12 protein-coding genes, 1 pseudogene and 1 riboswitch are annotated in these 16,407 nt (G+C 73.1%); of the genes and pseudogenes, 6 read left to right on the top strand and 7 right to left on the bottom strand.

All coding sequences use genetic code 11. From position 1 onward, the window contains the following. Positions 1 to 172 precede the first annotated feature (172 nt). The 3 genes and pseudogenes from GA0070617_RS31690 to GA0070617_RS21785 form a co-directional block, all read left to right on the top strand. Positions 173 to 382: pseudogene (locus GA0070617_RS31690) on the top strand (response regulator transcription factor); the annotation flags it as partial. 166 nt (positions 383 to 548) lie between these two features. Next, positions 549 to 2,435: a hypothetical protein gene (locus GA0070617_RS21790; RefSeq protein WP_229688228.1), complete on the top strand. Its 1,887-nt coding sequence runs from the start codon at positions 549 to 551 to the stop codon at positions 2,433 to 2,435. Between the two features lie 236 nt (positions 2,436 to 2,671). After that, on the top strand, positions 2,672 to 5,452 hold the full coding sequence (locus GA0070617_RS21785; RefSeq protein ID WP_091441744.1) for a cellulose binding domain-containing protein: 2,781 nt from the start codon (positions 2,672 to 2,674) through the stop codon (positions 5,450 to 5,452). A gap of 70 nt (positions 5,453 to 5,522) precedes the next feature. On the opposite strand, the gene GA0070617_RS21780 is transcribed toward GA0070617_RS21785, so the two are convergent. Next, complete coding sequence (locus GA0070617_RS21780; protein WP_091446956.1) at positions 5,523 to 6,707, bottom strand: cytochrome P450; 1,185 nt, start codon at positions 6,705 to 6,707, stop codon at positions 5,523 to 5,525. 163 nt (positions 6,708 to 6,870) lie between these two features. On the opposite strand from GA0070617_RS21780, the gene GA0070617_RS21775 reads away from it, so the two are divergent. Further along, the gene (locus tag GA0070617_RS21775) at positions 6,871 to 7,959 is read left to right on the top strand and encodes a TetR/AcrR family transcriptional regulator (protein WP_091441741.1); all 1,089 of its coding nucleotides are present in this window, start codon (positions 6,871 to 6,873) and stop codon (positions 7,957 to 7,959) included. 525 nt (positions 7,960 to 8,484) lie between these two features. Here the strand turns inward: GA0070617_RS21775 and GA0070617_RS21770 are convergent. Both GA0070617_RS21770 and GA0070617_RS30745 read right to left on the bottom strand, forming a co-directional pair. Next, positions 8,485 to 8,892, bottom strand: a complete 408-nt coding sequence (locus tag GA0070617_RS21770) for a hypothetical protein (RefSeq protein ID WP_091441738.1) — start codon at positions 8,890 to 8,892, stop codon at positions 8,485 to 8,487. A gap of 263 nt (positions 8,893 to 9,155) precedes the next feature. Then, on the bottom strand, positions 9,156 to 9,308 hold the full coding sequence (locus GA0070617_RS30745) for a hypothetical protein (RefSeq protein WP_175440618.1): 153 nt from the start codon (positions 9,306 to 9,308) through the stop codon (positions 9,156 to 9,158). A gap of 373 nt (positions 9,309 to 9,681) precedes the next feature. Here GA0070617_RS30745 and GA0070617_RS21765 point away from each other — a divergent pair, with 373 nt between their 5' ends. Beyond that, a complete protein-coding gene (locus tag GA0070617_RS21765; RefSeq protein WP_091441736.1) occupies positions 9,682 to 10,047 on the top strand; it encodes an STAS domain-containing protein in 366 nt (121 codons plus the stop codon). A 227-nt stretch (positions 10,048 to 10,274) separates the two neighbouring features. Here GA0070617_RS21765 and GA0070617_RS21760 read toward each other — a convergent pair whose 3' ends face one another. From GA0070617_RS21760 to GA0070617_RS21745, 4 genes are all read right to left on the bottom strand, one after another. After that, positions 10,275 to 11,420, bottom strand: a complete 1,146-nt coding sequence (locus GA0070617_RS21760; protein ID WP_091441733.1) for a coiled-coil domain-containing protein — start codon at positions 11,418 to 11,420, stop codon at positions 10,275 to 10,277. A gap of 4 nt (positions 11,421 to 11,424) precedes the next feature. After that, positions 11,425 to 11,557: riboswitch (cyclic di-AMP (ydaO/yuaA leader) on the bottom strand. Between the two features lie 154 nt (positions 11,558 to 11,711). Beyond that, positions 11,712 to 12,626, bottom strand: coding sequence for a cation diffusion facilitator family transporter (locus GA0070617_RS21755; RefSeq protein ID WP_091441730.1), 915 nt, complete (start codon positions 12,624 to 12,626; stop codon positions 11,712 to 11,714). Between the two features lie 82 nt (positions 12,627 to 12,708). After that, positions 12,709 to 14,826: a HelD family protein gene (locus tag GA0070617_RS21750; protein WP_091441727.1), complete on the bottom strand. Its 2,118-nt coding sequence runs from the start codon at positions 14,824 to 14,826 to the stop codon at positions 12,709 to 12,711. A gap of 308 nt (positions 14,827 to 15,134) precedes the next feature. Beyond that, positions 15,135 to 15,464, bottom strand: coding sequence for a hypothetical protein (locus tag GA0070617_RS21745; protein WP_091441724.1), 330 nt, complete (start codon positions 15,462 to 15,464; stop codon positions 15,135 to 15,137). 347 nt (positions 15,465 to 15,811) lie between these two features. Between GA0070617_RS21745 and GA0070617_RS21740 the strand changes: the two genes are divergently transcribed. Next, entirely contained in the window at positions 15,812 to 16,303 is a 492-nt protein-coding gene (locus GA0070617_RS21740) for a DUF3145 domain-containing protein (RefSeq protein WP_091441721.1), read from the top strand. Positions 16,304 to 16,407: the final 104 nt, after the last annotated feature.

Below are 16,407 nucleotides of genomic sequence, written 5' to 3'. Positions count from 1 at the left end.
CTGGTACGCCGGCCACGGGTGGCCCGCCGAGGCCCTCCGGCACGAACCGCTGGCCGGCACGGTGCGGGTCGAGCCGGTCACCGGGTCGGTGCCAGCCGCCTCGGCCAACGCGGCTGCCTCGGCCAACCCGGCTGCCTCGGCCAACCCGGCTGCCTCGACCAACGCGGCCGAGCCGGCCGCCGGGCTGGTCGAGGCGCTGACCGAGCGGGAGTTGACCATCCTGCGGTACCTGCAGAGCATCCTGTCCAACGTGGAGATCGCCGGTGAATTGTCCGTGTCGGTCAACACGGTCAAGACCCACGTCCGCAACATCTACCGCAAGCTCGACGCCACCCGCCGCCGGGAAGCGGTCCGCCGCGCCCGCGAACTTCGGCTGATCTGAGGCCGGGCACGCCGTCGCATGCTGTGACCTGCATCGATGGCTTGGTGCGGTGCGGAGTGCCCGGACCGGCGCGTCCGGTGCGGCTGGGAAGGGCGTGACAGCCGTGTCGGCGATGCGCGATCATGTCCCCGCGACCGGACGACGACAGCCGGTGACGAGGTGGACGATGGGTGCTCAGCGGGAGACCATGGCGGGCGAACCGGCCGACAAGGGCCTTGCCGGCGAACCGGCCGGCGAAGACCTGGGTGGCGAGCGGGCCGACGAGGGCCTTGCCGGCGGATCGGCCGACGGAGACCTTGGCGGCGAACGGCCCCCGGCGGGGCCGCGGGTCGCCAGGAGCCGGTGGCGGGGTGCCGCGCCGCGGGCGGTACGCCTGCTCCGGCACGAGTGGAGCCTGGCCGCGCTCGGGGCGGTGGCGCTGGCGGTGCTGATGACCTGGCCGACCCTGCGTCATCCGGCCTCGACGATCCCGCAGGACACCGGGGACCCGACCCTGCAGGCCTGGCAGGTCGCCTGGGGCGGGCACGCCCTGCTCACCGAGCCGTGGAACCTGTGGCACTCCAACACGTTCTTCCCGGAGCGCTACACCTACGCCTACTCCGACACCCTGCTCGGGTACGCCCCGTTCGGCATGTTCGGTGCCGGCCCGGAGGCGGCGGTCGTCCGCTACAACCTGCTCTACGTGCTGGTCCACGCGTTGGCGTTCTTCGGGGCGTACGTGTTGTGTCGGCAGTTGGGGGCCGGGCGCGCCGGGGCGGCGGTGGCCGGGGCGGCGTTCGGGTACGCCCCGTGGAAGCTCGCCCAGGCCGGGCACCTGCACGTGCTGAGCATGGGCGGGATCGCGTTGGCCCTGGCCATGCTGGCCCGGGGGCACGGCTGGTCACTGCGCGACGGGTACCGGCCCGAGCGGGCCCGGCCGGGCTGGGCGGTGGCCGGCTGGCTGACCGCCGCCTGGCAGGTGAGCATCGGCTTCGGCATCGGCCTGCCCTTCGTGTACGTGCTGGCGTTGCTCTGCCTCGGCACGCTGGCCGGATACGGGATCAGCCGGTGGCGGCGCGGTGTCTGGCCGGTGTTCCCGCGCCAACTGCTGGTGGCCGACCTGGCCGGTGGGCTCACCTTCGCCGCGGTGACCCTGCTGCTGGCCGCGCCGTACTTCGAGGTGGTGGCGCGGCACCCCTCGGGGCGGCGTACGGTCGAACAGATCGCGATGTTCTCCCCGCCGTTGCGCGGGTTCCTCGTCGCTCCGCCGGAGTCCTGGTTGTGGGGCGAGCGGCACGCGGCGGCCCGCGAGGGGCTGGGTTTCGCCGTCGAGATGACCCTGCTGCCGGGGGTGGTGCTGGTCGGGTTGGCCGCCGCCGGGCTGTTCCTGTCCGCCTGGCGGATCCGGCACCGGGTGGCGCTGGCCGCCGCCGTGCTGGTCAGCGTGGCGCTGGCGGCGGGCAGCACCCTGTTCGGAGACGGCCGACCCGGCTACGTGACGCTGATGGAACACCTGCCCGGCTGGGACGCGCTGCGCACGCCGGGCCGGCTGGTGCTCTGGACCACGCTGCTGCTCGGGGTGCTGGCCGCCGGCGCGCTGACCGTACGCCAGGAGGATGCGCGACCGGTCCGGTGGTGGCAGCGGCCGGCGCGGCTGGTGCTGGTCGTACCGCTGCTGTTGGTCCTGCTCGAAGGGGTGAACCGCACCCCGCACGCGGAGGTCCCGCCGCAGCCGGCGGCGCTGCGCGGGCTGACCGGGCCGGTGCTGGTGCTGCCCAGCGAGGGGACCCGGGAGTACCACGTCATGCTCTGGTCCACCGACGGGTTCCCCGACCTGGTCAACGGCGGGGCGTCGTTCGTGCCGCCCAGCCAGGACCGGTTACGGGCGGTCAGCACCGCCTTCCCGGATCCGCAGGCGGTGGCCGAGCTGCGGGCCGCCGGGATCCGCACGGTGGTGGTGCTGACCTCCTACGTGCCGGGCACCGTCTGGCAGGACGTGCCGGGTCGACCGGTGAGTGGGCCGGGTGTCCGGGTCGAGCAGCGCTCCGACGGCATCGTGTACCACCTGGAGTGAGCCCGTCGGCGATCGACGGCGGCTGCCGACCGCCGGTTGTCGAAGCGCTTTCACAGCAGGTCATCCATCGATTAGGGTGAGCATACTTCTCGGCTGTGGGAGCCGACGTGCCGAGCGGGGAGCCAGGGCAGCCCCCGCGCACCGCCGCTGTCACCGGGCCCGGTCGGGCACCGGTCGTCGGCGTCACTCCCCGTTCCCCCGTACCCCCTCCGGGGTGCATCCGAGAGGAAGCGCAGATGCGGAGAAGTCTCGCCGGCGCGGTGGCATCCGTGCTGGCCCTGGCCACGGCGGTGGTGGCCGTTCAGCTCACCGTCGCACCCGTCGGCCCGGCCGTGGCGGCCGTCAGTGAGCCGTACACCTGGAAGAACGTCCGGATCGACGGCGGCGGCTTCGTCCCCGGTATCGTCTTCAACCCCACCGAGAAGGACCTGATCTACGCCCGGACCGACATCGGCGGCCTGTACCGCTGGGAGCAGGCCAGCCAGTCGTGGCGGCCGCTGCTGGACTGGGTGGGTTACGACAAATGGGGCTGGAACGGCGTGCTCAGCGTCGCCACCGACCCGGTGCAGACCAGCCGGGTGTACGCCGCCGTCGGCATGTACACCAACGACTGGGACCCGAACAACGGGGCGATCCTGCGCTCGGCCGACAAGGGTGCCACCTGGCAGGCCACCGAGCTGCCGTTCAAGGTAGGCGGGAACATGCCCGGCCGGGGGATGGGGGAGCGGCTGGCCGTCGACCCCCACCGCAACAGCACCGTCTACTTCGCGGCCGAGGGCGGCAACGGCCTGTGGCGCAGCACCGACTCCGGGGCGACCTGGGCGAAGGTGGCGAACTTCCCCAACGTCGGCAACTACGTCGCCGATCCCACCGACAGCACCGGCTACCAGAGCCAGAACCAGGGCCTGACCTGGGTGGCCTTCGACAAGAGCACCGGTACGGCGGGCAGCGCCACGCAGACCATCTACGTCGGGGTCGCCGACAAGCAGAACCCGGTGTACCGCAGCACCAACGGCGGCAGCAGTTGGGAGCGGATCCCCGGGCAGCCGACCGGCTACCTGGCCCACAAGGGGGTGGTGGACCACGTCGGCGGGCACCTCTACCTGGCCACCAGCGACACCGGCGGCCCGTACGACGGGGCCAAGGGTGACGTCTGGAAGTTCACCCGGTCCACCGGCGCCTGGACCCGGATCAGCCCGATCCCGTCCAGCAGCAGCGACGCGTACTTCGGCTACTCCGGCCTGACCATCGACCGGAAGAACCCGAACACCCTGATCGTGGCCACCCAGATCTCCTGGTGGCCGGATGCGATCTTCTGGCGGACCACCGACGGGGGCGCGACCTGGAGCCGGATCTGGGACTGGGGCAGCTACCCGGAACGCGTCAAGAAGTACAAGATGGACATCAGCTCGGTGCCCTGGCTGGACTTCGGGGCCAACCCGCAGCCGCCGGAGGAGACGCCGAAACTCGGCTGGATGAACGAGTCGGTGGAGATCGACCCGCACAACCCCGACCGGTTCCTGTACGGCACCGGCGCGACCATCTACGGCAGCACCGACCTCACCAAATGGGACACCGGCGGCCAGCTCACCATCACACCGATGGTCAAGGGGCTGGAGGAGACCGCGGTGCTCGACCTGGTCAGCCCGCCGTCCGGGCCGCCGCTGGTCAGCGCGCTCGGTGACATCGGTGGCTTCCGCCACGACAACCTCGACGCGGTGCCGGCCAAGATGTTCACCCAGCCGGTCTTCACCAGCAGCACCAGCCTGGACTACGCCGAGGCCAACCCGGCGGTGATGGTCCGGGCCGGCAACTTCACCGACGCCGACCGCCCCAACGACAGCCACGTGGCGTTCTCCACCGACGGCGGGGCCAACTGGTTCCAGGGCACCGAACCCGGTGGGATCAACAACGGCGGTACGGTCGCCGCGGCGGCCAACGGCAGCCGGTTCGTCTGGGCCCCCGGCGACCCCGGCCAGCAGGTCGTCCACTCGGTGGGCTTCGGCAACTCGTGGACCGCCTCGACCGGCGTACCGGCCAACGCGACAGTCGAGTCCGACCGGGTCGACCCGAACCGGTTCTACGCCGTCAGCGGCGGCAAACTGTACGTCAGCACCAACGGCGGGGTCAGCTTCACCGCCTCGGCGGCCACCGGACTGCCCACCGAGGGCGTCAAGTTCAAGGCGGTACCCGGTCAGCAGGGCCACCTGTGGCTGGCCGGTGCGGGTGGGCTGTGGCGGTCCACCGACTCCGGGGCCAGCTTCACCAGGCTGGGTGGCGTCACGCAGGCGGACAACGTGGGCTTCGGCAAGGCGGCACCGGGGCGGTCGTACCCGGCGCTGTTCCTCTTCGGCACCGTCGACGGCCAACCCGGCCTGTACCGCTCGGACGACACCGGCGCGAGCTGGGTACGGATCAACGACGACCAGCACCAGTACGGCAACGCGGGCGAGGCGCTGACCGGTGACCCACGGGTCTTCGGCCGGGTCTACCTGGGCACCAACGGCCGGGGCATCCTGGTCGCCGACCGGCAGGGCGGCCCCACCACCCCGCCCACGACGCCCCCGACGACCCCGCCCACCACGCCCCCGACGACGCCCCCGACCACCCCGCCGACCACGCCGCCGACGACGCCCCCGACGACGCCGCCCACGACCCCACCCACCACCCCGCCGACGACCCCGCCGTTGCCCACCACGCCGGGGCCGATCACCGGCTGTCGGGCCACCTACACGGTGACCGGATCCTGGTCCGGCGGCTTCCAGGGTGAGGTGACCGTCCGCAACTACGACGACACCGGCATCATCGGCTGGACGGTGACCTGGACGTTCGCCAACGGCCAACGGGTCAACCAGAGCTGGGGCGGCACGGTCGTCCAGGACGGTGCCGGGGTCACCGTGACCAACGCGAGCTACAACGGCGTACTCGCCCCCGGTGCCAGCACGACCTTCGGGTTCCTGGCCAGCTGGACCGGCACCAACGGCGTACCCACCCCCACCTGCACCTCCCGTCGCTGAGGCCCGCCCCGGTAAGGAAGGGTCCCCTGTACATCAGAAAGCGATAACAGGGGGCCCTTCCTTACCGGGGTCAGAGGGTGACGGGGAGGGTGTTCAGCCGCCAGGTGCCCGGGTCGGGGGCGCGTTGGGCGTCGGCCGGGGCCAGAGCCAGGTCGGGGAAGCGGCCCAGCAGCGCGTCGAGCGCCACCTCGGTCTGCACCCGGGCCAGCGCCGCGCCGAGGCAGAAGTGCGGTCCGTGGGCGTACGCGAGGTGGGCGGTCCGGTCGAGGACGCGGGCCAGGTCGAGCCGGTCCGGGTCGGCGAAGACCCGTGGGTCACGGTTGGCCGCGACGATCGCGACGGTGACCGCCGTGCCCGCCGGCACCGGTACCCCGTCGATCTCGACCTCCTCGGCGGCGAAGCGGGGCACGGTCAGCAGCTGCGGCGGAGCCCACCGGGTCAGCTCCTCGACGGCCCGGGGCATCAGCTCCGGGTCGGCCCGCAGCGCGGCGAGCTGCCCGGGGTGGGTGAGCAGGGCGTGCACCGAGTTGGTGACCAGGTTCGTCGGTGTCTGCCCGGCGAGCACCACGTGCCAGACCAGGCTGACCAGCTCGGTCTCGGTGAGCCGGTCGCCGTCGGTGTCGCGTACCCGGATCAGGTCGGTGACCAGGTCGTCGCCGGGCTCGTCGCGGCGGTGGGCGACCAGCGACCGGGCGTTGTCGATGATCGCCGGTAGCGCCGCCACGAACCCCTGACCGTCTCCGGAGGACACCGCGACCCCGAACGCCCGCCACGGGGCCCGGTCCGCGTCGGGTACGCCGACCAGCTCGCAGATCACCTCCATCGGCAGCGGTCGGGCCAGGTGCGGCACCAGGTCGGACACCCCGCCCTCGGCCCGCCGGATGACCTCGTCGAGCAGGCCCGCCACGATCGAGGCGATCCGGGGTCGCAGCGCGGCGGCGCGCCGGGCGGTGAACGCCGGGGCGACCAGGCGGCGCAGCCGGCCGTGCTCCGGCCCGTCGATCTCCATGGTGCGCAGGTAGGGCCGGTACTCCTCGGGCACGCCCGGTCGCAGGTAGCTCTCGGTGCGTACCGCGAAGCGGGGGTCGGTGAGCAGGGCGCGGGCCGGGGCGTGCCGGGTCACCGCCCACATCTCGCCGAAGCCGGGGGTTGCCAGCCGGGCCACCGGGCCGGCCTCCCTGGCCTGCCCGTAGGCGGTGAACGGATCCCGCAGCACCTCCGGGTCGGTCAGTGGGATCTCGGGAAGGTCCACCATCACGGCTCCTCTCACATGGCTAAATCAGATGATGCCATCATCTGGATGGTGAAGATATCTTGGCGACGATGGTTGGGCAACCAACGGCCCGAAGGCCGGCGGCACTGGCCCGAAGCCCGGCGGCACCGGCCCGACATTCGGCGGCACCGGCACGAGGAGAGCGATGGCACGGCTCACCAGAGCGGAACTCCAGCAGCGCAACCGGGCCCGGGTGCTGGCCGCGGCGCGGGAGGTCTTCGTCGAGCAGGGCTTCCGGGAGGCCCGGATCGACGACATCGCCGACCGGGCGGAGCTGACCCGGGGCGCGGTCTACTCGAACTTCCCCGGCAAACGGGCCCTCTACTTCGCGGTGCTCGCCGCCGAGGCCGAGCAGGTGCCCGAGCCGACCCAGCCGGCGTCGGCCGGCACGGTCGCCGAGGCGCTCGCCGAGTTCGCCCAGGCCTGGCTGACCCGGCTGCCGCTGGCCGTCGAGGAACACCGCGCCGCCGTCCGGCTCGGCCGGGACCTGATGCCCGAGATCCTCGCCGACGAGGCCACCCGCCGGCCGTACGCGGAACTGACGAAGCTCTCCGCGATCCTGCTCGGCCTCGGTCTGGAGGCGCTCGCCCACCGCCCGGGGCCGCTCGGCCGCGACCGCCCGGAACCACTACGCCTGGTACGCCTCGCCGAAGCCGCGCTCACCACGCTGCACGGCGCGAGTCAGCTCGCCGCCGCCGCACCCGGGTTCGGCGACCCCTTCGACGTGCCGCAGGTCTGCCGGCACCTGGCCGGACTCGACCTCGGTGACCGGTGGGCGCCGCCCCACCTGCCGTACGTGCCCAAGGCCCGGCCGGTCGACGAGCCCTGGCAGCCGCCGGACGCCGCCGACGTGTTGCGCGACGCCCCGGCCCGGCTGGCCCACGACGGCGTGGTCACCATCCTCGGGCTGCACCGGATCGGCGCCGTCGAGGAGGCGATCCGGTCCGCCCCGCCGAACACCGTCGTCACCGCCGTCCTGGTCACCGGCGAGCCCCGGGAACTGCTGCCGTTGGCCCGGCTCACCCTGGTCGAGCTGCGCACCTGCCTGCGCCGCGCGGTGCCGCCGGACGCCTGGCCCCGGGTACGCGTGGTCTGCGACACCTCCGGGGCGGTGGCGGCGGCGGCCGGCGTGCCGGCGGTCAGCGACGCCACCGAATCCGCCGTCCGGATCGAGGCGGGCCGGATCGTCGCCCGCGCCGACGGCTACGGCGCCAGCCACGCCACCTCGGTGTAAGGAAGGGCCCCCTGTTAACGCTTATGGTCGAGAGGGGTACCCCTTTAACCAGCCCCGCGTGCGGCGCGACCCGGTAGGGGCGCGGTCGAGCCGGCAGGCCGGTCGGGCGTACGGCCGGGTGGGCCCGGTAGAGCGCGCGGCTGGCCGGGCCGGTCGGCGCGTGGCTGCGCCGGGCTGGTGGATGTGCGGCCGGGCGGGCCCGGTAGAGCCCGTGGCTGCGGGCCGGGCTGGTGGATGATGTGTGGCCGGCCGGCCGGCCGGCCGGGCGGGCGGGCTGGTCGGGCGTGCGGCTGGGCCGGGCGGGCGTGCGGCTGGGCTGGTCGGGCGTGCGGCTGGGCCGAACCGGGCCGGGTGGTCAGGGCTTGGTGAGTCGGGGCGGGCTCGGCCGGTGGTCGTCACCGGGCGGCGCGGTGCGGGGGAGGGAACGCGGGGTCGACTGCGTTACCGCACGGACGTGAAACGGCCCCGAGTCGCCGGTGAGGGCGGGTCGGGGCCGTCGGGTGCGATGGTCCTGCCGGGCGGTGCTCAGCCGTCCAGGCCGACCGGGGAGTTCGGGCGGTCCACGTCGACGAACTCGATGTCGTCGGCGGCCCGGTCGTCCCGGCTGAGCGCGGCACGGGTCGCCGAGGCGGCGGCCCAGCCGATGGCGGCCCCGACCAGGGTGGCCCCGATCAGCAGCGTCCAGGGCAGGGCCGGACGGCGCCCGGCGAGCGCGTCGAAGGCCAGGACCGCCCGGCGGCGGGCCTCGTCGGCGGCGGTGCCGACCAGGTCACCGGCATCGTCGGCCAGTCCGGCACTGTTGCGCCGGGCCGAGCGGGCGGTGTCCAGGACGCTGTCACCGGCGGAGTGTACGGCGGAGGTCAGGTGTTCCCAGGCCTCGTTCGCGATCCGCTCGGGCCGGCTGCGGCGCTCCAACAGATTGGTGCCGAACATCGTGCTTACCTCCTCGGGTGCCGAAGCTGGGCGGCCACTTCGGACGTGGGTGTCGGGCCGTCGGATTACGGTTCGCGTACTCCGCCAGTGCCCACCAGGCCGCCGTCGCAAACCAGGTCGCCGTCGCGAACCCGGCCGCCGTGGCGAACCCGGAACGCCCTGGCGAACCCGGCCGCCGTGGCGAACCCGGAACGCTGTGGCGAAGCCCGCGGTGCGGTGCGGTCCTGCGTCCGGCGGCGCGGCGTCGGGATCAGCCGTCGGGGTCAGCGGAGGGTGACCACCGAGACGGTGGCCCGGGCGAAGTCGTCGCCGTCGTCATCGTCGTCGTCATCGCCCCCGCCGCCGCCGATGCTGCAGGCCAACAGGAGCGCGAGCAGCGCGGCGGCGCCGGCGAGCGTGGCAAGCCTCTTGGTCATCGGGATCCCTCCGTCGTGGCAACGCCTCTGTGAGCGTGAACTCGGTCCGATGTTAGACATCCCGGTCAATGGCCGGATTTGCCCTGGCCACCCGGGGGATCGTTGCTTCCCGGGGCGCGCCGGTGGCGGAGGGTGTTGGGGTACGGAGGTGCGGACCGCTACTGTGGTGGGCCGACACGTCGGTCGCTGATCGATCGTGAAGATGAGAAGTCGTCGGGAAGTAGCGACGAAAAGTACAGATTGGGGCGTACGTTGTGCCCAATCTGCGAATTGCTCATCCCGAGGGGTGGCGACCGAGGCCGTGGGAGGAATACTCTCGGTCGCGGCCCGCGTACTGATGAGGCGCCCGTTTTGGGCGAGTGGAGGTGCTCGCGTGAGCCTGTCGATCGTGAAGTCTGTTCTTTCCGGTGGTGTCATGGAGATCGCCCCGCGGGGCGAGATCGACGTCGACACCGCGTACGAGGTACGCGAGGCCATCGCCGAAGTGCTCGCCAAGGGGCGTCCCGCCCGGATCGAGCTCAACATGCGACTGGTCACCTTCATCGACTCGGTCGGCATCAGCGCGATGGTGGCCGGCTTCCAGACCGCCGAGGTCAGCGGCGTCAAGCTGATCGTCACCGAGCCGAGCCGCTTCGTGCACCGGCAGCTCTGGGTAACCGGGCTGCTCGGTCTCTTCGGCGCACCCGAGCCCTACTACGCCGGTGCCGGGGTGGCTCCCGAGGTGCTGCCCGGGGCCTGAGCCGCCGCGACACCGCCCGGCGCAGGGCCAGCCCGGCATCCGCGCAGGGTCAGCCCGGCATCCGCGCCGCCGCGACACCGCCCGGCGCAGGGCCAGCCCGGCATCCGCGCCGCCCGGCACCAGGTCGGCCCGGCACGCGACGCTGCCCGGTACCGGTGACCACGAGACACGACAGACGCCCGGTGTCCCACCTCACGGTGGGGCACCGGGCGTCGTTGTCGGTTCGGTCAGTAGACCGACAGGTGGACGTGGTTCGTGTGGTCGCTGGAGGGGTCTCCACCGGCCCCGCTGTACGACTTCCACCCGCTGCTGGGCAGCCAGATCTGCCGGTACCAGATCACGTAGAGCACGGCGAGCTTGTCGGCGTTGCGGACGTAGTACGCCGCCAGGTTGTTGCCGTACGTCCGGTCTCCACCGGTGGCGTCGCCGCCGAAGCCGCCCTTCTGGGCCGCGAAGTCACAGGCCCGGCCCCTCGGGTGCTCGCCGGAGCCCCCCGGGCGGTAACAGGAGACGTACCTGGTGAAACCGGCCGCCTTGGCCTGGTTCAGTGCGTGCAGCGTGCGCGGGGTGATGCAGCCGTTGGCGGGGGTCGGGTCGTTGACGCTGCACGACTCCTTGGGCCAGGAGCCGTCGGAGTTGCGCGGCGCGGCCTTGGCGGTCTTGCTGCTGCTGCCACCCGGCCCGCTGGAACTGCCGCCGCTGGGCCCGCCGCCGCTGTTGGCGCGGGCGCGTTCCTGGGCCTGGGCCCGTTCCCGCTCCTCGGCCTTCTCCCGGGCCTCCTGCCGGACGGCGACCTCCAGGGCCCGCTCGGCCTGCTCCTTGCGCTTGGCCATGGTGTCGACCTGTTTGCGCTGCTCACGCAGCTCGCCGTCGAGGGCCAGCTTGGTGCGGTTGGCCTTGTCCCGGGTCTCCAGCAGCTGGCGCAGCTCCCGGTCCTCGTTGGCGGCGACCGAGTCGAGGGTGGCGGCCCGGTCCAGGAAGCGCGCCGGTGAGTCGGTGTTGAGCAGCGCCTGGGCGGCGCCGAGCCGGCCGGTCCGGTACGCCACGCCGGCGATCTCACCGACCTTGCCGTTGCGGACGACCAGGTCTGCCTCGATGGTCTTGAGCTGCCCGTTGAGCTCCTGTTGGCGCTTGGTCGACTTCTCCAGCGCGTTCTTCGCCTCGATCCAGCCCGTGCTGGCCGCGTCGAGCTGGTCCCGCAGGGCGGGGGTGCCGCCCTCGTCGTCGGCGGGTGCGGCGAGCAGGCCGGTCGGCGGCATCGCGGCGTGTGCCACCGGGCCGCCGGGCCCGATCGCCGCGCCGAACGCGAGTGTCGCGACGAGTACGGCTGCCATCCGGGCCGTACCGCGTCTGGTGGTTGCCACTACTGCCATGGACGTGTCCTTCCGTCAGCCGCCGACCGGGTTAGCTGACGGGTTCGGGACGGAAGATCCCTACCGCTGAAGCGGATACACCCCACGGACTGTGGTTCCCCGGTTCGCCGCGGTGGGCGATTAGGCGGCGGCCACCGCAGGCGCCGTTGGGCGCCGCCTGGCGGAGGCCGGGACCGAGCCTACCGGTGCCGGTGTGACCCGTGCAGGCGCTGGGGCCTGTGGGACGGGTCGTGACAACGGTAGAACATGCACGAAAGGGACAATACACCCAGAGATTTAAGGTTGCGCTAATTACCACTCAACCGCACCACAGGCCCCAGGTGACGCTCCGGGCTCGATCTGCAACGTGGCGTGCTCGATGTGGAAGTCCTCCCGCAGCGCCGTCCGGGCGGCGGAGAGGACCGGGCCGACCTCGGCGTCGGGGGTCATCGTCAGGTGGGCCGAGGCGACCTCCATCCCCGAGGTCAGGGTCCACAGGTGCAGGTCGTGCACCTCGGCCACCCCGGGAACCGCGCTGAGCCGGTCGTGCACCTCGGTCACCTGCAGGTGCTCCGGGGCGGCCTGCACCAGGATGCGCAGCGCAGCCCGGGCCAGCCGCCAGGTCCGGGGCAGGATGAACACCCCGATCCCGACCGCCACCAGGGGGTCGACCCACCACCAGCCGGTGGTCATGATCACCAGGGCCGCGCCGATCACCCCGAGCGAGCCGAGCAGGTCGGCGAGCACCTCCAGGTACGCCCCGCGCAGGTTGATGCTCTCCTGCGCACCCTTGCGCAGCAGGCCGAAGGCGACCACGTTGGCCAGCAGGCCGAGCACGGCCACCCCGAGCATCGGGCCGGTGAGCACCTCCGGTGGTTCGCCGAGTCGGCGTACCGCCTCGATCAGCACGTAGACCGCGACGCCGCTGAGCAGGACCGCGTTGGCCAGCGCGGCGAGCACCTCGAGGCGGTAGAGGCCGAAGGTGCGCTGCGGGTCGGCGGCCACCCGCCGGGTGGCGGTGATCGCGGCCAGTGCCATGCCGATGCCGAGCACGTCGGTGAACATGTGCCCGGCGTCGGAGAGCAGTGCCAGCGAGCCGGTGCCGAAGGCGGCGACCGTCTGCACCACCGTGAAGACGGCCAGCAGCAGCAGGGCGGCCCAGAGTCGTCCGCGGTAGCGGTGCCCCGCGTTGGTCACCGCGGCCTGGTGGTCATGTCCTGCGCCCACGCCAACACCCTCCGTCTGCCGACCGGACCCGGTCCAACATATGCTCACATCGCAATGTGTGCAAGCAAAGGGTGCCGGTCGGTCAGTCGGCGGGTTCCAGGGTGGTCAGGCGCTGGGTGGCCCGGGACAGCGCGACGTAGAGGGTGCGTACCCCGGAGCCCGGATCGGCCCGGATCTCGCCCGGCGCGACCAGCAGCACCCCGTCGTACTCCATGCCCTTGGCCTGCAGGCTGGTCACCACCTGGAGCCGGGCGCCGCCGCGCTCGCCCAGCCAGCCGGCCACCTCGGCCCGGCGCGGTACCGGGGTGATCACCCCGACCGTCCCGGCGACCTGGTCCAGCAGCGTGGTCACCTCCGCCACGGTCGCCTCCGCCAGCTCGGCCGCCGGCACCACCCGCTGCACCGGCTCGACCCCGGTGGACCGCACCGCGGTGGGCAACGCCAGCTCCGGGTCGAGCCGGCGGATCTCTGCCGCCGCCACCGCGAAGATCTCCGCCGAGTTGCGGTAGTTCGTGGTCAACGTGAAGTGGTGCCGGGGCCGCCGACCCAGCGCCTGGTCCCGGGCCCGGGTCAGCTCCGCCGGATCACCGGTCCAGGCGCTCTGCGCCGGATCACCCACCACCGTCCAGGAGGCCAACCGCCCCCGCCGGCCGATCATGCGCCACTGCATCGGCGAGACGTCCTGCGCCTCGTCGACCACCACGTGGGCGTACTCCCGGTAGTCCTCCGGCCGCTGCCGGGCCGCCTCGCGGGCGGCGCGCTGCCGGTCGCCGAAGGTGCTCAGCTCCCGGACCCCGCCGGCCAGCTGGAACGGGTCACGCCTGGCCCGCGCCGGCTTCATCGGCTTGCCGAGCAGCGCGTCCAGCTCGTCGAGCAGGGCGATGTCGGCGATGGTCAGGCCCTCGGTGTCCAGACTCCGCCAGGCCTCGGTGAGCAGCCGGATCTCCACCCGGGACAACACCCCACCCGCGTACGCCCGCAGCCGCTCGGGGCGGGCCAGCCAGCCCAGCACGTGCCGGGGATGCAGCCGGGGCCACCACGCCTTGAGGAACTCCCGGAACTCCGGCCGGTCGGCGATCTCGTCCTCGAACGAGCGCTGCTCCGGCAGCCGCCCCACCCGCAGTCGCCGGGCCTGTGCCCAGAGTGCGGCGAAGACCCCGTCGAACCCGGCGCGGCGGACCTCGTTGCGGCGTGCCCCCCGGGACAGCGCCCGGTCCCGGATACCGGTCAGCTCCTCGGCGCCCAACCGCAGCAGCTCACCCCGGTACAGCAGGCGCAGCTCGGTGGGGCCGTCCGGGACCGCGTCGCGCACCGCGCGTTCCAGCACCCGCCGCATCCGCAGCGACCCCTTCACCGCCGCCACCTCCGGCGGGTCGGTGCGGGTCGAGGTCAGCCCGAGGAAGAGCGTGCCCAGGGAACGCAGGGTGGCGGTCTCCTCGCCCAACGACGGCAGCACCGAGGCGATGTACTCGACGAAGACCGTGGACGGGCCGACCACCAGGATGCCGCCGCCGGCGTACCGGCTGCGGTCGGCATAGAGCAGGTACGCCGCCCGGTGCAGGGCGACCGCCGTCTTGCCGGTGCCGGGGCCGCCGGAGACGATCGTCACGCCCGAGGCGGGGGAGCGGATCGCCTCGTCCTGCTCCCGCTGGATGGTGGCGACGATGTCCCGCATGCCCCGTCCGGTGGCCTTCGAGAGCGTGGCCAGCAGCGCGCCGTCACCGACCACCGTCATCTCCGCCGGCGCGGCGACCGGGTCGAGCAGGTCGTCCTCGATCCGGGTGACCCGCTCACCGCTGGACTGGATCGTCCGGCGGCGCACCACGCCCAGCGGCGCCGCCGGGGTGGCCCGGTAGAACGGCTCGGCGGCCGGCGCCCGCCAGTCCACCACCAGCGTCTCGGCGTCGTCGTCGCGGACGCCCAGCCGGCCGACGTGCAGCACCGGGCCCTCGCGCAGGTCCAGCCGGCCGAAGACCAGCCCCTCGTGTTCGGCGTCGAGGACGTGTCGGCGCTGCGCGGCGTGGAACACCATCGCGTCCCGCTCCACCAGCGCCCCGAAGTTGCCGACCTTGGCCAGCCGGTACCCGTCCCGCTCGGCCCGGGCCGCCGCCCGGCGCAGCTCGGCCAGCCGGGCGTAGACCCGGTCCAGGTGCCGCTGCTCGACGGCGATCTCACGGTCCAGGGCGGTGTGGTCGGTCAACGCAGCAAGCTCCTGTGGCACGGCGGCCGGGGCCGCGGCGGGCGTGCCGGCCGTGCGCCGGGCCGACCGGGTGAGAGTACGGGGAGCGCTTCCGGCCCATGTCAGGACCCGTCCCGATCCCACCACCCGGCCTCCGGCCACCGCCACCGGTGCCCGGCCCCCGACCCCACCGTCGCCGGTCCCGTGACCGACTCGGCATCCGCCGTCGGCGGTGTCGGGGCAGACGACGACACCGCCCGCCGGCAGAGCCGACGGGCGGTGCGATGTCGTGCGGGTGGGCGGCGGACCGCACCACGAAGGGGCGGGGCTCAGCCCTCGAAGACGCCGGCCTCGACCAGGCGCTTCTCGGTGGCGTCCCAGCCGTCGCCGGGGTGGGTGGCGGCGAGGCCGTTCAGCTCGGCCCGGATCTTGGCGGCGTGGCCGGCGGCGGCCAGCACCCGGATCTCCTCGACGAAGGCCTCGGAGTCGGTGCGCAGGTGCGAGGTCTTGCCGTTGGTCAGGTTCCGCACGTAGGCGTGCTTGCCGCCGTTGAGCGGGATGAGGTACTTGAACTCGCCCAGCACGCTGAGGGCGCCACCCTGGCCAGCCTGGCCGGCCCGGACGGACGCGCGCGCGGTCTTTGAGGTGTTGCTCGCCACGGAGGTGCTCCTTGTGAGACGTACGGGAGGACGGGACGTCCGGGGGGCGGACGTGCGTGGTGCGGTTTGACGTGCATGGTGCGGCGGGTGACACCCGGGAGGCCTCGGCCCGCCGAAGAAGTCAGCGGCACAAGCCGCCGGGAGAACTGTACACGAACGCGGGGCCCGGACGGTCCCCCACGGTCGCCGATCAGGCCAACCACCCGTCCGGGGCGGCTGTTCCCACCGGCGATTTTTCCGATTCTCTGGCGCATCATCCGTCCCACGGGTCATCATGTGTTCGCAGGCGCCACTCGGGCGACGCGAGGTCGTAGGGGAAGACGCACCTCGCTCTCCGGGAGGTCACCGTGCCAACGCGTGGCGTCGTATACGTCCACTCGACCCCGCTCGCCGTGTGCTCACACGTCGAGTGGGCGATCGCGCGCGTCCTTGTCGCGCCGGTCAACCTGCAGTGGACGGCTCAGCCCGTCGATCCCACGGCCCGACGGGCCGAGTGCAGGTGGACCGGTCGCCCGGGGACGGGTGCCGAGCTGGCTGCTGCCCTCCGGCAGTGGCCCATGATCCGTTTCGAGGTGACCGAGGAACCGAGCACCGGGGCGGACGGAGAGCGTTTCATGTACGTCCCCGGTCGCGGGTTGTTCCGGGCCACCGTCGGCGCCGCCGGCGACATCCAGCTCGGCGAGGACCGGCTGCGCAGCATCATGTCGACCGCCCGCGCCCCGGAGGCGCTGGCGCACGCCCTCGACAAGGCGCTCGGCACCGCCTGGGACGCCGAGCTGGAGCCGTACCGGCACGCCGGTGACGGTGCCCCGGTGACCCTGCTCACCCGAGTGGGCTGACCTGCGGGTTGGCCGTACCGGCGGCGGGCTGGTGGGATGGGGACGTGTCGACCTCCCCACGCCACCGGACCCTGCCCGACCGTCGGACCTCCCGGTCCACCCCG

The sequence above is a fragment of the Micromonospora yangpuensis genome (genome assembly GCF_900091615.1).
In the GTDB taxonomy this organism is placed as follows: domain Bacteria; phylum Actinomycetota; class Actinomycetes; order Mycobacteriales; family Micromonosporaceae; genus Micromonospora; species Micromonospora yangpuensis.
The sequence above is the reverse complement of the archived record's forward strand: the minus strand, read 5'-3'. Positions and strand labels throughout refer to the sequence as shown.

What these genes read in the sequence shown, in the direction of transcription:
- GA0070617_RS21770 (WP_091441738.1), bottom strand. Translation starts at nt 8,892, where the DNA reads ATGTTCGGCACCAATCTGTTGGAGCGCCGCAGCCGGCCCGAGCGGATC.
- GA0070617_RS21780 (WP_091446956.1), bottom strand. Translation starts at nt 6,707, where the DNA reads ATGGTGGACCTTCCCGAGATCCCACTGACCGACCCGGAGGTGCTGCGG.
- GA0070617_RS21790 (WP_229688228.1), top strand. Translation starts at nt 549, where the DNA reads ATGGGTGCTCAGCGGGAGACCATGGCGGGCGAACCGGCCGACAAGGGC.
- GA0070617_RS21775 (WP_091441741.1), top strand. Translation starts at nt 6,871, where the DNA reads ATGGCACGGCTCACCAGAGCGGAACTCCAGCAGCGCAACCGGGCCCGG.
- GA0070617_RS21760 (WP_091441733.1), bottom strand. Translation starts at nt 11,420, where the DNA reads ATGGCAGTAGTGGCAACCACCAGACGCGGTACGGCCCGGATGGCAGCC.
- GA0070617_RS21785 (WP_091441744.1), top strand. Translation starts at nt 2,672, where the DNA reads ATGCGGAGAAGTCTCGCCGGCGCGGTGGCATCCGTGCTGGCCCTGGCC.
- GA0070617_RS30745 (WP_175440618.1), bottom strand. Translation starts at nt 9,308, where the DNA reads ATGACCAAGAGGCTTGCCACGCTCGCCGGCGCCGCCGCGCTGCTCGCG.